The sequence below is a fragment of the Candidatus Competibacteraceae bacterium genome, assembly GCA_016713505.1.
In the GTDB taxonomy this organism is placed as follows: Bacteria; Pseudomonadota; Gammaproteobacteria; order Competibacterales; family Competibacteraceae; genus Competibacter_A.
Window position 1 is genome coordinate 953,161 of sequence record JADJPA010000001.1, and the last position, 18,217, is coordinate 971,377.

At 62.7% G+C, this 18,217-nt stretch carries 14 protein-coding genes; all 14 read left to right on the plus strand.

Going from position 1 to position 18,217, the window contains the following annotated elements; translation table 11 throughout:
• The first annotated feature begins 181 nt into the window (after window positions 1-181).
• Window positions 182-2,008 carry a bifunctional alpha/beta hydrolase/class I SAM-dependent methyltransferase gene (locus IPK09_04395; protein ID MBK7982857.1) on the plus strand — a complete coding sequence of 609 codons (1,827 nt, stop codon included), beginning with the start codon at window positions 182-184 and terminating at the stop codon, window positions 2,006-2,008.
• Entirely contained in the window at window positions 2,001-3,344 is a 1,344-nt protein-coding gene (locus IPK09_04400) for a phosphatase PAP2/dual specificity phosphatase family protein (GenBank protein ID MBK7982858.1), read from the plus strand. The genes IPK09_04395 and IPK09_04400 overlap by 8 nt, the downstream gene beginning before the upstream one ends.
• Entirely contained in the window at window positions 3,341-3,952 is a 612-nt protein-coding gene (locus IPK09_04405) for a CDP-alcohol phosphatidyltransferase family protein (GenBank protein MBK7982859.1), read from the plus strand. The genes IPK09_04400 and IPK09_04405 overlap by 4 nt, the downstream gene beginning before the upstream one ends.
• On the plus strand, window positions 3,943-4,869 hold the full coding sequence (locus tag IPK09_04410) for a phosphatidate cytidylyltransferase (GenBank protein MBK7982860.1): 927 nt from the start codon (window positions 3,943-3,945) through the stop codon (window positions 4,867-4,869). The genes IPK09_04405 and IPK09_04410 overlap by 10 nt, the downstream gene beginning before the upstream one ends.
• Before the next feature lie 13 nt (window positions 4,870-4,882).
• Window positions 4,883-5,500 carry a 1-acyl-sn-glycerol-3-phosphate acyltransferase gene (locus IPK09_04415; protein MBK7982861.1) on the plus strand — a complete coding sequence of 206 codons (618 nt, stop codon included), beginning with the start codon at window positions 4,883-4,885 and terminating at the stop codon, window positions 5,498-5,500.
• Between the two features lie 62 nt (window positions 5,501-5,562).
• Window positions 5,563-6,777, plus strand: a complete 1,215-nt coding sequence (locus IPK09_04420; GenBank protein ID MBK7982862.1) for a 50S ribosome-binding GTPase — start codon at window positions 5,563-5,565, stop codon at window positions 6,775-6,777.
• On the plus strand, window positions 6,774-8,315 hold the full coding sequence (locus tag IPK09_04425; protein ID MBK7982863.1) for a 50S ribosome-binding GTPase: 1,542 nt from the start codon (window positions 6,774-6,776) through the stop codon (window positions 8,313-8,315). The genes IPK09_04420 and IPK09_04425 overlap by 4 nt, the downstream gene beginning before the upstream one ends.
• Window positions 8,316-8,483: 168 nt before the next feature.
• Complete coding sequence (gyrA, locus tag IPK09_04430; protein ID MBK7982864.1) at window positions 8,484-11,105, plus strand: DNA gyrase subunit A; 2,622 nt, start codon at window positions 8,484-8,486, stop codon at window positions 11,103-11,105.
• Window positions 11,102-12,187 (plus strand): prephenate dehydratase, encoded by a 1,086-nt coding sequence (gene pheA / locus IPK09_04435; GenBank protein ID MBK7982865.1) that lies wholly within the window; start codon window positions 11,102-11,104, stop codon window positions 12,185-12,187. The genes gyrA and pheA overlap by 4 nt, the downstream gene beginning before the upstream one ends.
• 40 nt (window positions 12,188-12,227) lie before the next feature.
• On the plus strand, window positions 12,228-13,355 hold the full coding sequence (locus IPK09_04440) for a histidinol-phosphate transaminase (protein ID MBK7982866.1): 1,128 nt from the start codon (window positions 12,228-12,230) through the stop codon (window positions 13,353-13,355).
• Between the two features lie 16 nt (window positions 13,356-13,371).
• Window positions 13,372-14,232, plus strand: a complete 861-nt coding sequence (locus IPK09_04445) for a prephenate dehydrogenase/arogenate dehydrogenase family protein (protein MBK7982867.1) — start codon at window positions 13,372-13,374, stop codon at window positions 14,230-14,232.
• 6 nt (window positions 14,233-14,238) lie between these two features.
• On the plus strand, window positions 14,239-15,552 hold the full coding sequence (gene aroA / locus IPK09_04450) for a 3-phosphoshikimate 1-carboxyvinyltransferase (GenBank protein MBK7982868.1): 1,314 nt from the start codon (window positions 14,239-14,241) through the stop codon (window positions 15,550-15,552).
• Window position 15,553: 1 nt separating this feature from the next.
• Window positions 15,554-16,264 (plus strand): (d)CMP kinase, encoded by a 711-nt coding sequence (gene cmk / locus IPK09_04455; GenBank protein ID MBK7982869.1) that lies wholly within the window; start codon window positions 15,554-15,556, stop codon window positions 16,262-16,264.
• Between the two features lie 196 nt (window positions 16,265-16,460).
• Window positions 16,461-18,134 carry a 30S ribosomal protein S1 gene (gene rpsA / locus IPK09_04460; GenBank protein ID MBK7982870.1) on the plus strand — a complete coding sequence of 558 codons (1,674 nt, stop codon included), beginning with the start codon at window positions 16,461-16,463 and terminating at the stop codon, window positions 18,132-18,134.
• The last annotated feature ends 83 nt before the right edge of the window (window positions 18,135-18,217 follow it).

Consider the following 18,217-nt stretch of genomic DNA (forward strand, 5'->3'; position numbering starts at 1 on the left):
GGTTCTCCTGTTGCGCCGAGACCGGCATAAAATGCCTAGCCGGTCTGCATAAAATGTACTGTCTCGGTGAGACTGATTTATAGTCCGAAATATAAGTGTTTTGCAACAGTTAGTTAGTGATAATCCGCGACTGGCACGCGGCTTGATAAGGAGAGCCTGTAATCTTTTATGGAGAGCTGAGATGAATTCGAGTCGTGAAGCGAGTGAGCGGAGTTTTCGGAGCTGGGATGGCGCCGAATTGTTCTACCGGGCATGGCTGCCCCAACACAATACCGAAAGGGCGGTAATCCTGTTCCATCGCGGCCACGAGCATTCCGGGCGCTGGCAAGATGCGGTGGACAAGCTGGATTTACCCGATTTCGCCGTGTTCGCCTGGGACGCGCGCGGTCACGGCCGCAGCCCCGGCGAGCGCGGTCATGCGGAAAATCTCGGCGTGCTGGTGCGCGATGTGGATGCCTTCGTCGGCCACGTTTCCCGTCAGTACGGTATTCCCATCGAAAACATCGTGGTGTTCGCCCACAGCGTCGGCAGCGTGTTGGCGGCAAGTTGGGTTCACGATTACGCCCCGAAAATCCGCGCTCTGGTGCTTGGCAGTCCGGCATTGCGGGTGCGACTGTACGTTCCTTTCGCCATCCCCGCGTTGCGTATGTTGCTGAAGATCAAACCGAAAGCCTACGTCCAAAGCTACGTGAAAGGCGGTTTGCTCAGCCGCGACCCGGCCAAGATCGCCAGCTATAACAACGATCCGCTGATTACCCGGCGCATTGCGGTCAACTTGCTGATCGATCTGTTTGATGCCGGTCGAAAATTGGCGAGCGACGCGGCGGCGATCACCGTACCGACCCTGGTGCTGACTTCAGGGGCGGATTGGGTGGTCGATCAGAAAATCCAGCAGCGGTTTTTCGAGCGGCTGGGTTCGGCGGTCAAGGAAATGCACGTTTATCCGGGCTTCTTCCACGATACGTTCAACGAGCGAGACAACCATCTGCCGCTGGCGGATGCCCGCCGCTTCATTCGGGAGGCTTTCGCTCGTCCTCACGGTGAGCCGTGTTTGCTCGACGCCGACCGCAGCAGCGCGACGCAGCGCGAGTACGAACGGCTGGCGAACCCCTTGCCCGCGCTGTCGCGCCAGCGGCTCGGTTATGGATTGGCCCGGTTTGTCCTTAGCGCCATCGGGTCGCGCTTGAGTCGGGGAATCAAACTCGGCGTCGTCACCGGTTTCGATTCCGGTGCGACGTTGGATTACGTTTATCGCAATCAAGCCGAGGGCTTTACCTGGCTGGGCCGGCTGATCGACCGTAACTATCTGAACGCTATCGGCTGGCGAGGGATTCGCTCGCGCAAGATTCATCTGGAAAAGCTGTTGCGGCGGGCGATGGGCGAGCTCCACGCGGCGGGCGAATCCGTGCGGGTCATCGATATCGCCGCCGGTCACGGTCGCTACGTGCTCGACGCCGCGCGCGCGCAAGCCGAAATTCCCGCGACCGGGGTGCTGCGGGATTTCACTCCCGCCAATGTCGAAGCGGGGCGGCGGCTCATCGCGGATTACGGTCTGGAGCGACGCTTTGAGTTCGAGCGCGGCGATGCTTTCGATCCGGCCAGCCTCGCCGCCTTACCGCGCGACGCCACGGTCGGCATCGTTTCCGGGTTATACGAGCTGTTCCCCGACAATGAGCCGGTGCGGGCGTCGTTGGCCGGTTTGGCCGAGGCGGTGACGCCTGGCGGATATCTGATCTACACCGGCCAACCCTGGCATCCGCAGATCGATTTTATCGCGCGGGTGTTGACCAGCCATCGAGATGGCAAACCGTGGGTGATGCGGCGGCGCACCCAGCAGGAAATGGATCAACTGGTCGCCGCCGCCGGATTTGAAAAGGTGGCGCAAGAAACCGATCCGTGGGGCATTTTCACCGTGTCGCTGGCGCGTCGTCGCCCCCAGGAAAAGGTGACCCTGGCTAAACTCGCTCCGGTGTCGCAAGCCCGCCGCATGGAGGCCGCTCATGGCTAGCACATCCGCTGCGGTTGCAACGTCGCGCCCCTGGCGCGCGGCCGTCGCCTGGATGGTGCTGGTGCTCGGCCCTGGTTTCTTTCTGGTCTACGGCCTTTGCAACGAACTGACCGCCCTGCGGGGCGAGGTCGGCAGCTTTTTCTTCGATTGGGAGCGCCGGATTCCGGTGCTGCCGTGGACGATTGTTCCCTACTGGTCGCTGGATGTGTTCTACGCCTTTTCGGTGCTGCTGTGCCGAAATCGCCGAGAGTTGGATCGGCACGCCTTACGGATGGTCGTCGCGGTGCTGTTGTCCGCCGTTGGCTTTCTGCTGTTTCCGCTGCGCTTTGGGTTTCCCCGACCGCAAGTCGACGGATTGTTCGGTCCCTTATTTGAGGCGCTCTACGGCTTCGACCAGCCTTTCAATCAAGCCCCTTCGCTGCATGTCAGTTTGGGCATGATCCTGTGGTATCGGTATGCCAAGTCGATGAGCGGGCCGTTGCGCTGGCTGCTGCACGGTTGGTTTGTTCTGATCGGCGTTTCCACGCTGACCACATGGCAGCATCACGTCATCGACTTGCCGGCTGGCGCGCTGGTCGGAGCCATCGCGTTCTGGCTGTTTCTCGATCCACCCACCGAGACGGTTGGCAAGACGGTCGCCTACCGACCGCTGGGTGGCGATCGCTGGGCGGGGTGTTATCTGGCGGGGGCTTTGCTCTGCCTCGCACTCGCCGTGCAAGGCGGCTATTGGGTGCTCTTGGTCTGGCCCTGCTTGGCTTTGGGGGCGGTCGCCGCCGCTTACGCCGGCATCGGACCGAAGGTCTTTCGCAAGGAGGGCGGTCGGATTTCGCTGGCGGCGAAACTGGTTTTAGCCCCGTATCTGATCGGCCAATCACTCGCTTGGCGCTGGTACCGGCAACGGATGACGCTGCCGTTTGGCGAGGTGTCGCCTGGGGTATTCGTCGGCGCTCGACTTGACCGACGCGAGGCGCGGGTGTTCGCCGCCGCGCATCCGCGCCGTCTGGTGCTCGATTTGACCGGTGATTTTGACGAGGCCGCTAGCTTGCGCGAGGGCGATTATGTCAATCTGCAATGGCTGGATGGGACCGAGCCGTCGCCCGCGATCCTGCGTGATGCCGCCGCTTATATCGAAATGGCGCTGCAACAAGAAAAAACAGTGTTTGTCCACTGTGCGCTGGGTTACGCGCGCAGCGCCCGAGCCGTCGCGCATTGGCTGACGGTCACCGGTCGCGCGTGCTCGCTTGAAGAAGCGATCGAACAAGTCCGCGCGGTTCGTCCCGGCATCGTCGTCACCCCCAACCGGCTGGTTGCCACGCCAGCGCAGGGATTCGCATGATCAGTTTGTACGCCATCAAACCCGGCTTTCAGAGGCTGTTGCGGCCGATCGCTCGTTGTCTGCACGGTCGAGGCGTCAGCGCCAATCAGGTCACGCTCGCCGCGCTGCTGTTGTCGCTAGCGGCGGGCGGGGCGTTGTGCTGGGCGCCGCCGCCGGCGGCCTTGTTGCTGTTGCCGCCAGTGCTGCTGCTCAGAATGGCCTTGAATGCCCTGGACGGCATGTTGGCTCGCGAATTTCAGGGACCGACTCCGTTGGGGGCGATCTTGAACGAAACCGGCGATGTGTTGGCCGACGCTGGTTTGTATCTGCCGTTAATCCTGATTCCCGGCGTATCGGCGGCGGCGGTCGTGGCGCTGGTGTTGTTGGCGCTGCTGAGTGAATTTTGCGGGGTGCTGGGCGTGCAGGTCGGAGCCAGTCGCCGCTATGACGGCCCGCTGGGCAAGAGCGACCGCGCCTTATTGCTCGGTGGGATTGCGCTGGTGCTCGGTCTCGGCGCGCCGGGCGGTGGCGGGTTGACCGCCCTATTATGGGTCGCCAACGGGCTGCTGGCGCTGACTTGTTTCAACCGGCTGGGCGGCGCGCTGCGGGAGCTGAAACTATGTCCGTGATGCTGTCATCGCCGGTGCTGGTGGTGCTGGGTGGCGTGTGGGGCTCGCTGCTGCTGGCGACTGTCGTGGTGTGGTGGATCGCGCCCGCGCCCGATAGCGAGTTGCGCCAGCGGGTGCGCAGTTGGTGGATCATCGTGGCGCTATGCTCGCTGGCGCTGACGTTCAGCCGTAGCGCCGCCTTGGTATTTTTCGGCTTCGTCAGCTTCCTCGCCTTCAAGGAATATCTGACCCTGGTGCCGACCCGCAACGCCGACCGCCGGGTGTTGTTCTGGGCCTACCTGAGCATTCCGATCCAGTATTACTGGATCGGCATCGAATGGTACGGTATGTTCATCATCTTCATCCCGGTTTACCTGTTCCTATTGCTGCCGGTGGCGATGGTGCTGGCTGGAGAGACTCAGGGGTATCTACGCGCCGCCGGCACCCTGCACTGGGGGCTGATGAGCATGGTGTTCAGCCTCAGCCATCTGGCCTTCCTGCTGGTGTTGCCGCAAGCCCAGTATCCGGCTGTCAGCGGGCCGGGTCTGGTGCTGTTTCTGCTGCTGTTGACCGAACTGAACGACGTGGCGCAATTTTGCTGGGGCAAATTGTTGGGCCGGCATAAAATCTCGCCCGCGGTCAGCCCCAATAAAACGGTGGAAGGCTTCGTCGGCGGGGTGGTGACCACCTTGTTGCTGTCGATATTGCTCGCGCCGTGGCTGACGCCGTTCGGCCTTCGAGATTCACTGCTGGCGGGGGCCTTGATCGCGGTGGCCGGCTTTTTCGGGGATTTGAGCCTGTCGGCCTTGAAACGCGATTTGGGGATCAAGGACAGCGGTCACCTGTTGCCGGGTCACGGTGGAATTCTCGACCGGGTGGACAGCCTGACCTATACCGCGCCGCTGTTTTTCCACTTCACCCGTTACCTGTATTTCTGAGCAATTTATCGCCATGTGGCCCATCGTGTTGCGGCTGCTGTTCTTTATGCTGCTCGTCAAGCCGTTTTTGCTGCTGGCGGTGGGCGTCAGCGTGCGCGGTCGCGAGCGCTTGCCCCGGCGGGGCCCCGCGCTGATCGTCGCCAATCACAACAGCCATCTCGACGCGCTGGTGTTGGCGGCGATCCTGCCGCTGCGGCTGTTGCCGCAGGTCAGGCCAGCGGCGTCGGCGGAGTATTTTCTGCGCGGCCGCTGGCGGTCCTGGTTTGCCCGACAGGTCATCGGCATCATTCCGGTGGCGACTCAGGGGGGCTGTTCGCGCGCCGAGGTGTTGAGCGAGGTCAGGGACGCGCTGGCGGCGGGCGATATCGTGATTTTCTTCCCGGAAGGCACGCGCGGCGAACCGGAAGCGCCCGGCAAACTCAAATCCGGTATCGTGTGGTTGGCCCAACAACTGCCGAACGTGCCGGTTTGTCCGGTGCGGCTGCGCGGTTTGGGGAAGGTGCTACCCAAGGGCGACTGGCTGCCGGTGCCGTTTTTCTGCGAGGCCTGGGTCGGCGAGCCGCTGCGCTGGGAGGGCGACCGGCAACGGTTCATGACCTCGCTGGCCGCAAATCTTGGGGGAACGTTATAAAATGGAGGGGCTTTCAAGGGCTTTAGCGAACTTCTATCCTGAAACCACCGCTGCGATGATTTATGGCCGACATGACTGATTTATGGCGAAAGCTGCGCGAAGCGCTGCTCGATCCGCGAACCGATTCCGAGGCGCTGAGCACCGCATTGCGCCAAGCGCGCGAGCGCCAACCGTTGCCAGTGATTTGGCTGATCGGCAAAACTCAAGCCGGTAAAACCTCGATTATCCGGGCGCTGACCGGCAGTGAGGCCGCCGAAATCGGTAACGGCTTCCAGCCTTGTACCCGAACTTCCCGGTTTTACGATTTTCCGGCCGAAGCGCCGGTGGTGCGTTTTCTCGACACCCGCGGTCTGGGCGAGGTAGCCTACGATCCCGCCGAGGACATGCGTTATTGCGAGTCGCAAGCGCATCTGGTGTTGGGAGTGATCAAGGCGGCCGACATCCGGCAGGACCAGATTTTTGAGGTGCTGCGGGCGGTGCGCCAACGCCATCCCGAATGGCCGGTGCTGATCGCTCAAACCGGCTTGCACGAACTGTATCCGCGCGGCGGCGAACATCGCTTGCCGTATCCCTACGACCAGAAACCGTTGCCGCCGCAAGTCCCCAACGATCTTGCCCGCGCCTTGTCCGAACAACGCCAGCGCTTGGGTCGCTTGCCGGGTTCGGGGCCGGTGCGCTGGGTTCCGGTCGATCTGACTTTGCCGGAAGACGGCTGGGAGCCGGCCAGTTACGGGCTGGATGCGCTGTGGGCGGCGATCGAGGCGATTTCCTCGTTGCACTTGCAGTCCCTGCTGCGGGGCGATGCCGAAGTACAGGACGCTTACGCCCGCGTCGCGCACCCGCACATCGTCGGCCATGCCGTGACCGCCGGCGGCCTTGGAGCGCTGCCGCTGGTCGAAATGATCGGAGTGCCGGCGGTGCAGGCCAAGCTGCTGCACGTTCTTGCCAAGTTGTACGGACAACGCTGGGACAAGCGCTCGGTCACCGAATTTCTCGGCTTGCTGGGCGTGGGCGTCGGCTTGGGTTATGTGGCGCGGATGCTGGGCCGGCAGGTGACCAAACTGATCCCAGTTTTAGGCCAGACGGCGGGCGCGATGTGGGGAGCCACGGCGAATAGCGCAACCACCTACGCGCTCGGCAAAGCCGCCACCTATTATTTCAGCATGCGTAAAGAGGGTGGTTCTGTGGATCCGAAGCGGTTGCGGCGCATTTACATGGACGGGTTGGCGAGCGGATTGAATCTGCTGAAATCGAACGTTAAAGACCGTCCGTCGTGAAAAGATTGTTCAAGCGGTTCGACCGGCTGCGGCTGTTCGCCTTGCTGTTTTGGACGTTGCCGATCATCGCTTTAGTGCCGCTTGGCGGGTTGTGGCTGTGGCAAGCCGAGGCCACGCCGTGGTGGTTGCTGGCGATGGTGGCGTGCAGCGCCGCCGGTTATGGCCTGCAATACGCCATGCGCCGCCGGGATCGCCGGTTGTTGGCCGATGCCTCAACCGCCCCCGACCCGCACTGGTCGCCGAGGGCCGAGGACGCCTGGGCGGCGGTGGAGCGAGTCGCGGAGACGGTGGACCCGCAAGATCATCCGCTGGATGACGGCGGCCGGCTCTGGCTGCTCGGCCAGAAGGTGCTGGATACCGTCGCGCGGTGTTATCACCCCGAAGCGGAACGGCCGCTGCTGGAACTGACCGTGCCGCACATGCTGTTGATCATCGAGCGCGCCAGCCGCGATTTGGGTCGGTCGGTGGTTCACGGCATTCCGTTCAGCCACCGCTTGACGGTCGGCGACTTGCTCAAGGTGCAACGCTGGAAGGAATCAGCCGAACGCTGGATGGCTGTTTATCGCGCCGGGCGGCTGGTGATCAGCCCCGCCAATGCGCTGCTGAGCGAGCTGTGGGGACAGGTGCGCGACCGTGGCTACAACGTCGCCTGGGCCGAACTGCATCGCTGGCTGCTGCGCGAATACGTGCGCAAGGTCGGTTACTACGCCATCGAACTCTACAGCGGACGCTTGGTTTTGAGCGAGGCCGGCGCGAGCCGTCTGCCGACCGAGGCGTCGCGCGAAGATCTGCAAAAGGCCGAACAGGCGACCGCGCCGCCCGAGGAGCCGTTGCGAATCCTGGTGGTGGGTCGAGCCAGCGCCGGCAAGTCGAGCCTGATCAATGCCCTGTTCGGGCGCTTGATCGCCGCGACGGATGTCTTGCCGGACACCACGGCCGCCTTAACCCCGTACCGGTTGACCCGCGACGGGCTGGATGCGGCGCTGGTTTTCGACACGCCCGGCTTCGATACCGACCTGTTCGACGAGAAGGCGCTGAAGCGGGCCGCGCTGGCGGCCGACTTACTGCTGTGGGTGTGTCCCGCCCATCGTCCCGACCGACAGATGGATCGCGCCTTGCTGGACACCTTGCGCGGCTGGTACGCCCACCGTCCCGACCGACGGATGCCGCCGCTGTTGGTGGCGGTGAGCCATATCGACCAACTGCGACCCTCCCGCGAGTGGCAACCCCCCTACGACCTGCTGGAGCCATCCGGTCCCAAGGCCAGCAACATCCGCGCGGCGGTGGAAGCGGTGGCGGCGGATCTGGCGGTGCCGGTGGAGGCGGTGGTTCCGGTTTGTCTGGCCGAAGGGCGTGTCTACAACGTGGATGACGCCTTATGGAGCGCCATTCTCGAACGCTACGATCCGGCGAACCGGGTCCGGTTTCTGCGCTGTTTGGCGGATCGCAAGCGTCAGGAAAACTGGGCGTTGCTCCGCCAGCAACTGTCCAACGCCGGCCGTTGGCTGGCGGAATTGCCGCAGCGACTTTCGGGCTAGGCGCGGCTTCTGGCCGGATCTGACCGACCGCGCAACCCCGGCTAGTTTGGTACGTTCCCGCCCGCAATCGCCCTTGACCGGCCCCGGTCCAGTAATCCATCTGTGTTATAATTCCTCGCTTGAAAACCCCGCCAATGCTTGGTCCGATGCAGACAACAAGGTTCGCGAATGACTGAAATCGCTAAAGAAATTCTTCCGGTCAATCTGGAAGACGAGATGCGGCAATCCTACCTCGATTACGCCATGAGCGTGATCGTGGGCCGGGCCTTGCCGGACGTGCGCGACGGTCTCAAGCCGGTGCACCGGCGGGTGTTGTTCGCGATGAGCGAACTGGGCAACGACTGGAACAAACCCTATAAGAAGTCCGCCCGCGTGGTCGGCGATGTGATCGGTAAATATCACCCGCACGGCGACACCGCCGTCTACGACACCATCGTCCGCATGGCCCAGCCGTTTTCGTTGCGCTACATGCTGGTGGACGGGCAGGGCAATTTCGGCAGCATCGACGGCGACGCGCCGGCGGCGATGCGCTACACCGAAGTCCGCATGGCCCGTATCGCCCACGAACTGCTGGCCGATCTCGACAAGGAAACGGTCGATTTCGTGCCGAATTATGACGAGTCGGAACGCGAGCCCACCGTTTTCCCCACCCGGCTGCCCAATTTGCTGGTCAACGGTGCGTCCGGCATCGCTGTGGGCATGGCCACCAATATCCCGCCGCACAATCTGGGCGAGGTGGTGGACGCTTGCACCGCGCTGATCGACGATCCCACCTTAACCGTCGCGCAACTCATGCGCCACGTTCCGGGGCCGGATTTTCCGACCGCCGGCCTGATCAACGGCGCGCGCGGCATTCGCGACGCTTACGAAACCGGCCGGGGCCGGGTGCAGATGCGCGCTCGCACCGAGATCGAACCCGATGAGGTGCGCGGCCGGCAGGCCATCATCGTCACCGAATTGCCCTATCAGGTGAACAAAGCCCGGCTGATCGAAAAAATCGCCGAACTGGTCAAGGACAAGAAGATCGAGGGCATCACCGAGCTGCGCGACGAGTCCGACAAGGACGGCATGCGCATCTACATCGAGCTGCGCCGCAACGAAAACGCCGAAGTGGTGTTGAACAACCTCTATCTGCACACGCCGCTGCAATGCGTGTTCGGCGTCAACATGGTGGCGCTGGTGGACGGCCAGCCGCGCCTGCTCAACCTCAAGCAGGTGCTGGAGGCGTTTCTGTCGCACCGGCGCGAAGTGGTGGTGCGGCGCACCGTGTTCGATCTGCGCAAGGCCCGCGAGCGCGCCCACGTCGTCGAAGGGCTGGCGGTGGCGCTGGCCAATCTCGACCCGCTGATCGCGCTGATCCGCGCGGCCGCCGATCCCGCCGCCGCCAAGGCCGAGATGTTGAAACGGGTTTGGCTGCCGGGCTTGGTGACCGAACTGCTGGGACAGTCTGGCGCGACGGCCTCAAGACCGGACGATCTGCCGGCGGAATTCGGCTTGTCTGACGCCGGCTACCGGTTGTCCCCGGTGCAAGCTCAGGCCATTCTCGATCTGCGTTTGCACCGGCTGACCGGGCTGGAACAACGCAAGCTGCTCGACGAATATTATGAGCTGTTGAATCGGATTCAGGAATTATTGGCGATCCTCACCCAGCCGGAGCGGCTGACGGCGGTGATTCGGGCCGAGTTGCAGGAATTGCGCGCTCAGTACGCCGACGCCCGCCGCACCGTGATCCAGCCGGACGAAAGCAATCTCAATCTGGAAGATTTGATCACCGAGGAAACCGTGGTGGTCACGCTGTCGCACGCCGGTTATGTGAAGTCGCAACCGCTGTCGTTGTACCGGGCGCAGCGGCGCGGCGGGCGCGGCCGGGCGGCGACCACGGTCAAGGAAGAAGATTTCGTCGACAAGCTGTTCATCGCCAGCACCCACGACACCGTGCTGTGTTTCTCCAATCGCGGCCGGGTGTACTGGAAGAAGGTTTACGAACTGCCCCAAGCCGGACGCGCTGCCCGAGGCCGACCCATCGTCAACCTGTTGCCGCTGGAAGAAGGCGAGCGCATCAATGCGGTGCTGGCGGTGCGCGAGTTCAGCGACGACCAGTACGTGTTTTTCGCCACCACCAACGGGACGGTCAAGAAAACTCCCCTGTCCGCCTATTCCCGACCGCGCCCCGGCGGCATCATCGCCATCGACTTGCGCGAAGGGGATTATTTGGTCAATGTCGAACTGACCGACGGCGAGCGCGATATCATGTTGTTCACCGATGCGGGCAAGGCGGTGCGGTTCGCCGAAACCGACGTGCGCGACACCGGTCGTTCGGCCTGCGGCGTGCGCGGCATCCGGCTGGGCGAAGGCCAGAAAGTCATCGCGCTGATCGTGGTGGGCGAAGGCACGGTGCTTTCCGTCACCGAAAACGGTTTCGGCAAGCGGACTCCGGTCGCCGAATACGCCCGCCACGGCCGCGGCGGTCAGGGCGTCATCACCATTCAGACCTCCGAGCGCAACGGCCGGGTGATCGGCGCGGTGCAAGTGGAAAACGACCACGAACTGATGCTGATTTCCGACGGTGGCACGCTGGTGCGGACCCGCGTCGGGGAAATTTCCATCGTGGGACGCAATGCGCAGGGCGTCAAACTGATCAGCCTGCAAGGCGATGAGAAGCTGGCCGGGGTCGAGAAGATCGAAGGCATCGCCGATCTGGAAGGCAACGGCGATGCGAACGGCGAAGAAGATCATAGCTTGGCGTCGGGTGAGGCTGACGGGAGCGATGACGGCGAGGGTGCGGAATGAGCGAAGCGGATCGCCTGTCGGCGCTGCGCGAACAGATCGACGCGCTGGACGGTCAGATTCAGACCTTGATCGCCGAGCGGGCGCGCTGCGCGCAACAGGTGGGCGCGCTCAAGCAGGCCGCTGGGGCCACCGGTAATTTCTACCGCCCGGAGCGGGAGGCGCAGGTGCTGCGGCGGGTGATCGAAACCAACCGAGGGCCGCTCAGCAACGAGGAAATGGCTCGTTTGTTCCGCGAGATCATGTCGGCTTGTCTGGCCCTGGAGGAGCCGTTGCGCATCGCCTTTTTAGGGCCGGAAGGCACCTTTACCCAAGCGGCCGCGCTCAAGCATTTCGGCAAATCCATTCACAGCATCCCGCTGCGCGCCATCGACGAAGTGTTCCGCGAGGTCGAGGCCGGTTCCGCCGACTATGGGGTGGTGCCGGTGGAAAACTCCACCGAAGGCGTGGTCAACCACACCCTGGATATGTTCCTGCAATCGCCGCTGCGGATTTGCGGCGAGGTGCAAATGCGCATCAACCATCACCTCATCACCCGCGCCACGGAATTGCGCGCGGTGCGCCGGATCTATTCGCACCGCCAGTCGCTGGCGCAGTGTCGGGAATGGCTCGACATCAACCTGCCGCGCGTCGAGCAGATCGAGGTCAGCAGCAACGGCGAAGCCGCGCGGCGGGTGGGGGAGGAAATCGACGCGGCGGCCATCGCCGGCCAGTGCGCGGCGGACATTTACGACATGCCGACGCTGGTGCGCAACATTGAGGACGAGCCGAACAATACCACTCGTTTCCTGATCGTCGGCACCCAGCCGATCCAGCCCTCTGGCGATGACAAGACCGCGTTGCTGGTGGCCTCGCTGAACCGGCCCGGCGCGCTGTTCAAGCTGCTGGAGCCGCTGGCCCGCCACAACGTCAGCATGAACCGGATCGAATCCCGGCCCTCGCGGCGCGGCATGTGGGATTACGTGTTTTTCATCGACCTCGACGGTCACGCGCAAGACGAACCGGTGGCCGGCGCCTTGGCCGAATTGAAAGAACAGGCCAGCTTGTTCCGGGTGTTGGGTTCGTATCCGAAGGGCGTGTTGTAACGGTCCATCTGATCCTCCATCAAATTTTGAGATTCCGCGTATGAGCTGTGATTATTTTGCGTTGGCCGCGCCCGGCGTGCGCACCTTGCAACCTTATCAGCCCGGCAAGCCGGAAAGCGAACTGCGCCGGGAATACGGGTTGAGCGACATCGTGAAGCTGGCCTCCAACGAGAATCCGCTCGGTCCCAGCCCCAAAGGACTCGCCGCCGCGCGGGAAGCCTTAGTCCATCTCGCCCGTTATCCCGACGGCAACGGCTTCGAACTGAAAACGGCGCTGTCAAATCGACTCAAGGTGCCGATGGAAGCGCTGACCTTGGGCAATGGCTCCAACGATGTGCTGGAACTGGTGGCGCGGGCTTTTCTGACCCCGGAACACGAAGCGATTTTTTCCGAACATGCGTTCGCGGTCTATCCCATCGTCACCCAAGCGATCGGCGCCACGGCGCGCGTCGCCACGGCGAATGCACCCGATCATGCCATGCCTTACGGTCATGATCTCGCCGCGATGCGGGCGCTGGTCAATGATCGAACCCGCGTCATTTTCGTCGCCAATCCCAACAATCCCACCGGCACGTGGCTGAAAACGGCGGAGCTGGAAGGGTTTCTGAAATCCGTTTCCGAGCGGGTCATCGTAGTGGTGGATGAGGCGTATCTTGAATACGTCGAACCGGAATTGGATTGCCCCAATGCCTTGCATTGGCTCGACCGCTTTCCCAATGTGGTCGTAACCCGGACCTTTTCCAAAGCCTACGGCTTGGCCGGCTTGCGGGTCGGTTACGGCGTCTCCGATCCTCAGGTGGCCGATTTGTTGAACCGGGCGCGCGAGCCGTTCAACGTCAACAGCTTGGCGTTGGCGGCGGCGACGGCGGCGCTGGATGATGCCGAGCATCTGGAGCGCGGCAAGGCTGCCAACCGTGCTGGCATGAGGCAGATGCAGGAGGCGTGCCGGAACTTCGGTTTAACGTGGTTGCCCTCGGCCGGCAATTTCCTGTGTGTCGCTCTCGGCCAGCGATCCGGACGCGAGGTTTTCCTCGGGCTGCTGAAGCGGGGCGTCATCGCTCGGCCGGTGGATAATTACGGGTTACCCCACCATTTGCGGATCAGCATCGGCACCGAGGCCGAAAATGCCCGGCTGATCGAGGCCTTGGCCGACGTGCTGAAAAGCTGATATGGCCGCACAACCCTTGATCCAACGGCTTTGCGTCATCGGCGTCGGCTTGATCGGCGGTTCGCTGGCCCGCGCCTTGCGCGAGCGGGGGGAAGTCGGCGAGGTGATTGGTTCCGGCCGCAACGAGGAGAATTTGCAGGCTGCCGTCCGCTTGGGAGTGATCGATCGCTACGATACCGACCCCGCCCGCGCGGTGGTCGGCGCGGATGTGGTGGTGGTCGCCGTGCCGTTGGGGGCCATCGAGCCGGTGTTGCGCGCCATCGTCCCGCAGCTGGCGTCGAGTGCCGTGGTGACCGATGTCGGCAGCGCCAAGGGCAGCGTGGTGGCCGATGTCGAGCGAATTTATGGCCACATTCCGCCCAATTTCGTACCGGGCCATCCCATTGCCGGTACCGAAAAAAGCGGGGTGGACGCTTCATTTTCGACCTTGTTCCAAAAGCGCCGGGTGATTCTCACGCCGTTGGCGGAAACCGCCGCCAGCGCCCACCATTTGATTCAACGGATGTGGGAGCTGAGCGGAGCCGAGGTGATCGACATGGGCGTGCGCCATCACGACGCTGTGTTGGCCGCGACCAGTCATCTGCCGCACATGCTGGCCTATACCTTGGTGGATACGTTGGCGCGGTTGGACGACCGGGCGGAGATTTTTCGCTACGCGGCGGGCGGTTTCCGCGATTTCAGCCGTATCGCCTCCAGCGATCCCTGCATGTGGCACGATATCTGTGTCGCCAACCGCGAGCAGGTGTTGGAGATGATCGCCTTGTTCGGCGCCGATCTGGAGCGATTGGCGACCGCGATCCGCAACGATGACCGCGCTGCGATCCTTAACACCTTCCAGCGGGCCAAGCGTGCCCGCGACAATCTCTATCTCGACTGATTCCTTATGCCGCATTTGAATTTTACCGTCGAGCCGGGCGGCGCCTTGCGCGGTCGCCTGCGCGTTCCCGGCGACAAGTCGATTTCCCATCGCGCCATTATGTTCGGTGCGTTGGCCGAAGGTAAAACCGCGATCAACGGCTTTCTGGAAGGCGAGGATTGCTTGGCGACGTTGCGGGCATTCCGCGCCATGGGCGTGCGGATCGAGGGTCCGGATCAGGGGCAAGTCGTCGTTCGCGGTGTCGGCCTGCACGGCTTGCGCGCGCCGGCCGAGCCGCTGGATATGGGCAATTCCGGCACGTCGATGCGCTTGATGAGCGGCCTCTTGGCCGGACAGGCGTTCGACACCGTACTGACCGGCGACGCCTCGCTGACTCGCCGACCGATGCGGCGGGTGACGGACCCGCTGGCGCGCATGGGCGCGTGGATCGAAAGCAGCGAGCAGGGGACGGCTCCGCTCAGGATTCACGGTGGCCGGCGGCTGACTGGAATCGACTATCCGCTGCCGGTCGCCAGCGCCCAGGTCAAATCTTGTCTGCTGTTGGCCGGGCTTTATGCCGGAGGCGAGACACGCATTACCGAACCGGCGCCGACCCGCGATCACACCGAACGGATGCTAGAAGGTTTTGGCTATCCATTGCGGCGCGAGAACGAACGGACCATCGCGGTCGCCCGCGGCGGTCGGCTGACCGGAACCGAACTCGATATACCGGCTGATATATCATCATCTGCATTTTTTTTGGTCGGGGCCAGCATCGCGCCGGGTTCGGATTTGGTGCTGGAGCATGTCGGCGTCAATCCGACCCGCAGCGGCGTGATCGATATTTTGCGCTTGATGGGTGCGGACATCGAAATCCTGAATTCACGACTCGCCGGCGGCGAGCCGGTGGCCGATTTGCGGGTGCGTCATGCGCCGTTGCACGGCATCCGTATTCCCGAAACCCTGGTGCCGTTAGCCATTGATGAATTTCCCGCGCTGTTCGTCGCCGCCGCCTGCGCTACAGGAGAAACGATCCTGACCGGTGCGGAGGAATTGCGGGTCAAGGAAAGTGATCGGATTCAGGTGATGGCCGATGGCCTGAGCGCATTGGGGATCGTGGCCGAACCGGCGTCGGATGGCATCACCATCCACGGCGGCGCGCTGGCCGGCGGAACCATCGACAGCCACGGCGATCATCGCGTCGCCATGAGCTTCGCGGTGGCTGCTTTACGAGCGGACAGCGCGCTGCGGATTCAGGATTGCGCCAACGTCGACACCTCCTTTCCGGGGTTTGTGATGCTGGCGCGAAAGGTGGGGTTGGCGGTTCAGGAGTCGCGCTGACATGACTGACGCAACGGATCAAACGCTGGCGCCGGTAATCACCGTGGACGGTCCGAGCGGTGTCGGTAAGGGAACGGTTTGTCAGTGGCTTGCCGCCCGCTTGGGTTGGCATTTACTCGACAGCGGCGCGCTGTACCGGTTGACGGCGTTGGCGGCCCAACGCCGCCAGGTGTCGTTGGAGGACGAAACTCAACTGGCGGCGGTGGCCGCCGGATTGGCCGTCGAATTTGTACCCGACCTCGACGGTGCTCCGCGTATCGTGCTGGAAGGCGCGCAAGTTGGCGCGGAATTGCGAAGCGAGCGGTGCGGGAATGCCGCGTCGCGGGTGGCGGCTTTGCCGTCGGTACGGGCGGCGCTGCTCCGCCGGCAGCGCAATTTTCGCCGGTTTCCGGGGTTGATCGCCGACGGACGGGATATGGGTACGGTCGTATTCCCGGAGGCCGGATTAAAGCTATTTTTGACCGCCAGCGGCGAAGAACGCGCCAAGCGCCGCTATAAGCAGTTGAGAGAAAAAGGTTTGGATGCTAACCTTAAAAGTCTAGTCGAAGAAATCGAGGCGCGCGACCGGCGGGATACGCAACGAACGGTGGCCCCGCTCAAGCCCGCGGTCGATGCTGAAATGCTGGATACCACCTCGTTGAGCGTGGCTGAAGTTTGTGAGTGGGCGTTGAAATGTGCCTTTACGCGTTTGGCCTTACCCAAGATCTGCTAAGTCCGTACTTTACGGAGGGTAACTCGGTGGCTACGCTTAGTGGGGCGATTCGAGCGCTCGACCGGACGCTTCAGGCGAAAGCCTTCAAAATTCCCGTGCAACGGGAGAACATCGCTGGTTCGGGTTCGCATTAACGAACCATTTGTCCCAACCAACCCGTGGCGGTCCATCGCCGCCGTTTCTTGAGTTATAACCCATGATTGAAAGTTTTGCCGAACTGTTTGAACAAAGCCTGGCCGACAAGCAAATGCAACCGGGTTCCATCATCCAGGGACTCGTGGTGGCCATCCGACCGGACGGCGTGGTGGTCAATGCCGGGCTGAAGTCGGAAGGGTTGATTCCGCTCGAACAGTTTTACAACGAGGAAGGCGTGCTCGAAGTGAAGGTGGGCGATGAAGTGGAAGTCGCCCTGGACGCGCTGGAGGATGGGTCCGGAGAAACCCGGCTATCTCGCGAAAAAGCCAAGCGTGCCCGGATCTGGAGCGCGCTGGAGCAGGCGTTTGAAAAGGAAGAAATCGTCAAGGGGTTGATCAGCGGCAAGGTGAAGGGTGGCTTTACGGTCGATATCGGCGAGATCCGCGCCTTTCTGCCCGGCTCGCTGGTGGACGTGCGGCCGGTGCGCGACGCCGGTTATCTGGAAGGCAAGGAGCAGGAATTCAAGGTCATCAAGCTCGACCGCCGCCGCAACAACGTGGTGGTGTCCCGCCGGGCCGTGGTCGAGCAGGAATACAGCGCCGAACGCGAAGCCTTGTTGCAGAACCTTCAGGAAGGCCAGATCGTCGAGGGTATGGTCAAAAATCTCACCGACTACGGCGCGTTCCTGGATTTGGGCGGCATCGACGGGCTGCTGCACATCACCGACATGGCCTGGCGGCGGGTCAAGCATCCCTCCGAAGTGGTGGCCGTCGGCGATGCCATCCAGGTTAAGGTGCTCAAATTCGACCGCGACCGCAACCGGGTGTCGCTGGGCCTCAAGCAACTGGGCGACGATCCCTGGATCGCGCTGGCCCGGCGCTATCCGGTCGGCACCCGCGTGTTCGGCAAGGTCACCAACATCGCCGATTACGGTTGCTTCGTGGAAATCGAAGAAGGGGTCGAAGGCTTGGTCCACGTCTCCGAAATGGATTGGACCAACAAAAACGTCAACCCCAACAAGGTGGTGGCCTTGGGGGATGAAGTCGAAGTCATGGTGCTCGACATCGACGAGGACCGCCGTCGGATTTCCCTGGGAATGAAGCAATGCCAGCAGAATCCTTGGGAAGAGTTCGATCAAGGTCACGCCAAGGGCGATCGCGTCTCCGGCAAGATCAAGTCGATCACCGATTTCGGCATCTTCATCGGCCTGGATGGCGGCATCGACGGTTTGGTGCATCTGTCGGACATCTCCTGGAACATGCCTGGCGAGGAAGCCGTGCGCCACTACAAGAAAGGCCAGGAAGTCGAGGCGGTGGTGCTGGCGGTGGACCCGGAGCGCGAACGCATTTCGCTCGGCATCAAACAGTTGGACAAGGACCCCTTCTCCAATTTCGTCGCCGATCATCCCAAGGGTAGCGTGGTCAGGGGCCGGATCGCGTCGGTGGACAGCAAGGGCGCCATGGTGGATCTGGGCCACGGCATCGAGGGAACGCTGCGCGCCTCCGAATTGACGCGGGAGCGGATCGAGGACGCCCGTTCGGTATTGAAGGAAGGCGAAGAGATCGAAGCCAAATTCATCGGCGTCGATCGCAAGAACCGCACCATCACCCTGTCCGTCAAGGCCAAGGATATGGCGGAAGAAGCCGAAGTGTTGCAAGACTACAGCCGTAAATCGAGCACCGGCGCAACCTTGGGCGACATCTTCAAGGAGCAGATGGGCGCGCAGGAAGAGTGAATGACAGGCGGCCGGCGCAAGGATGCCGGCCGCCGTTCCCCATCCGCCGCGATCCGCCGTGGCTTGCGGTAGGACTTTACTCG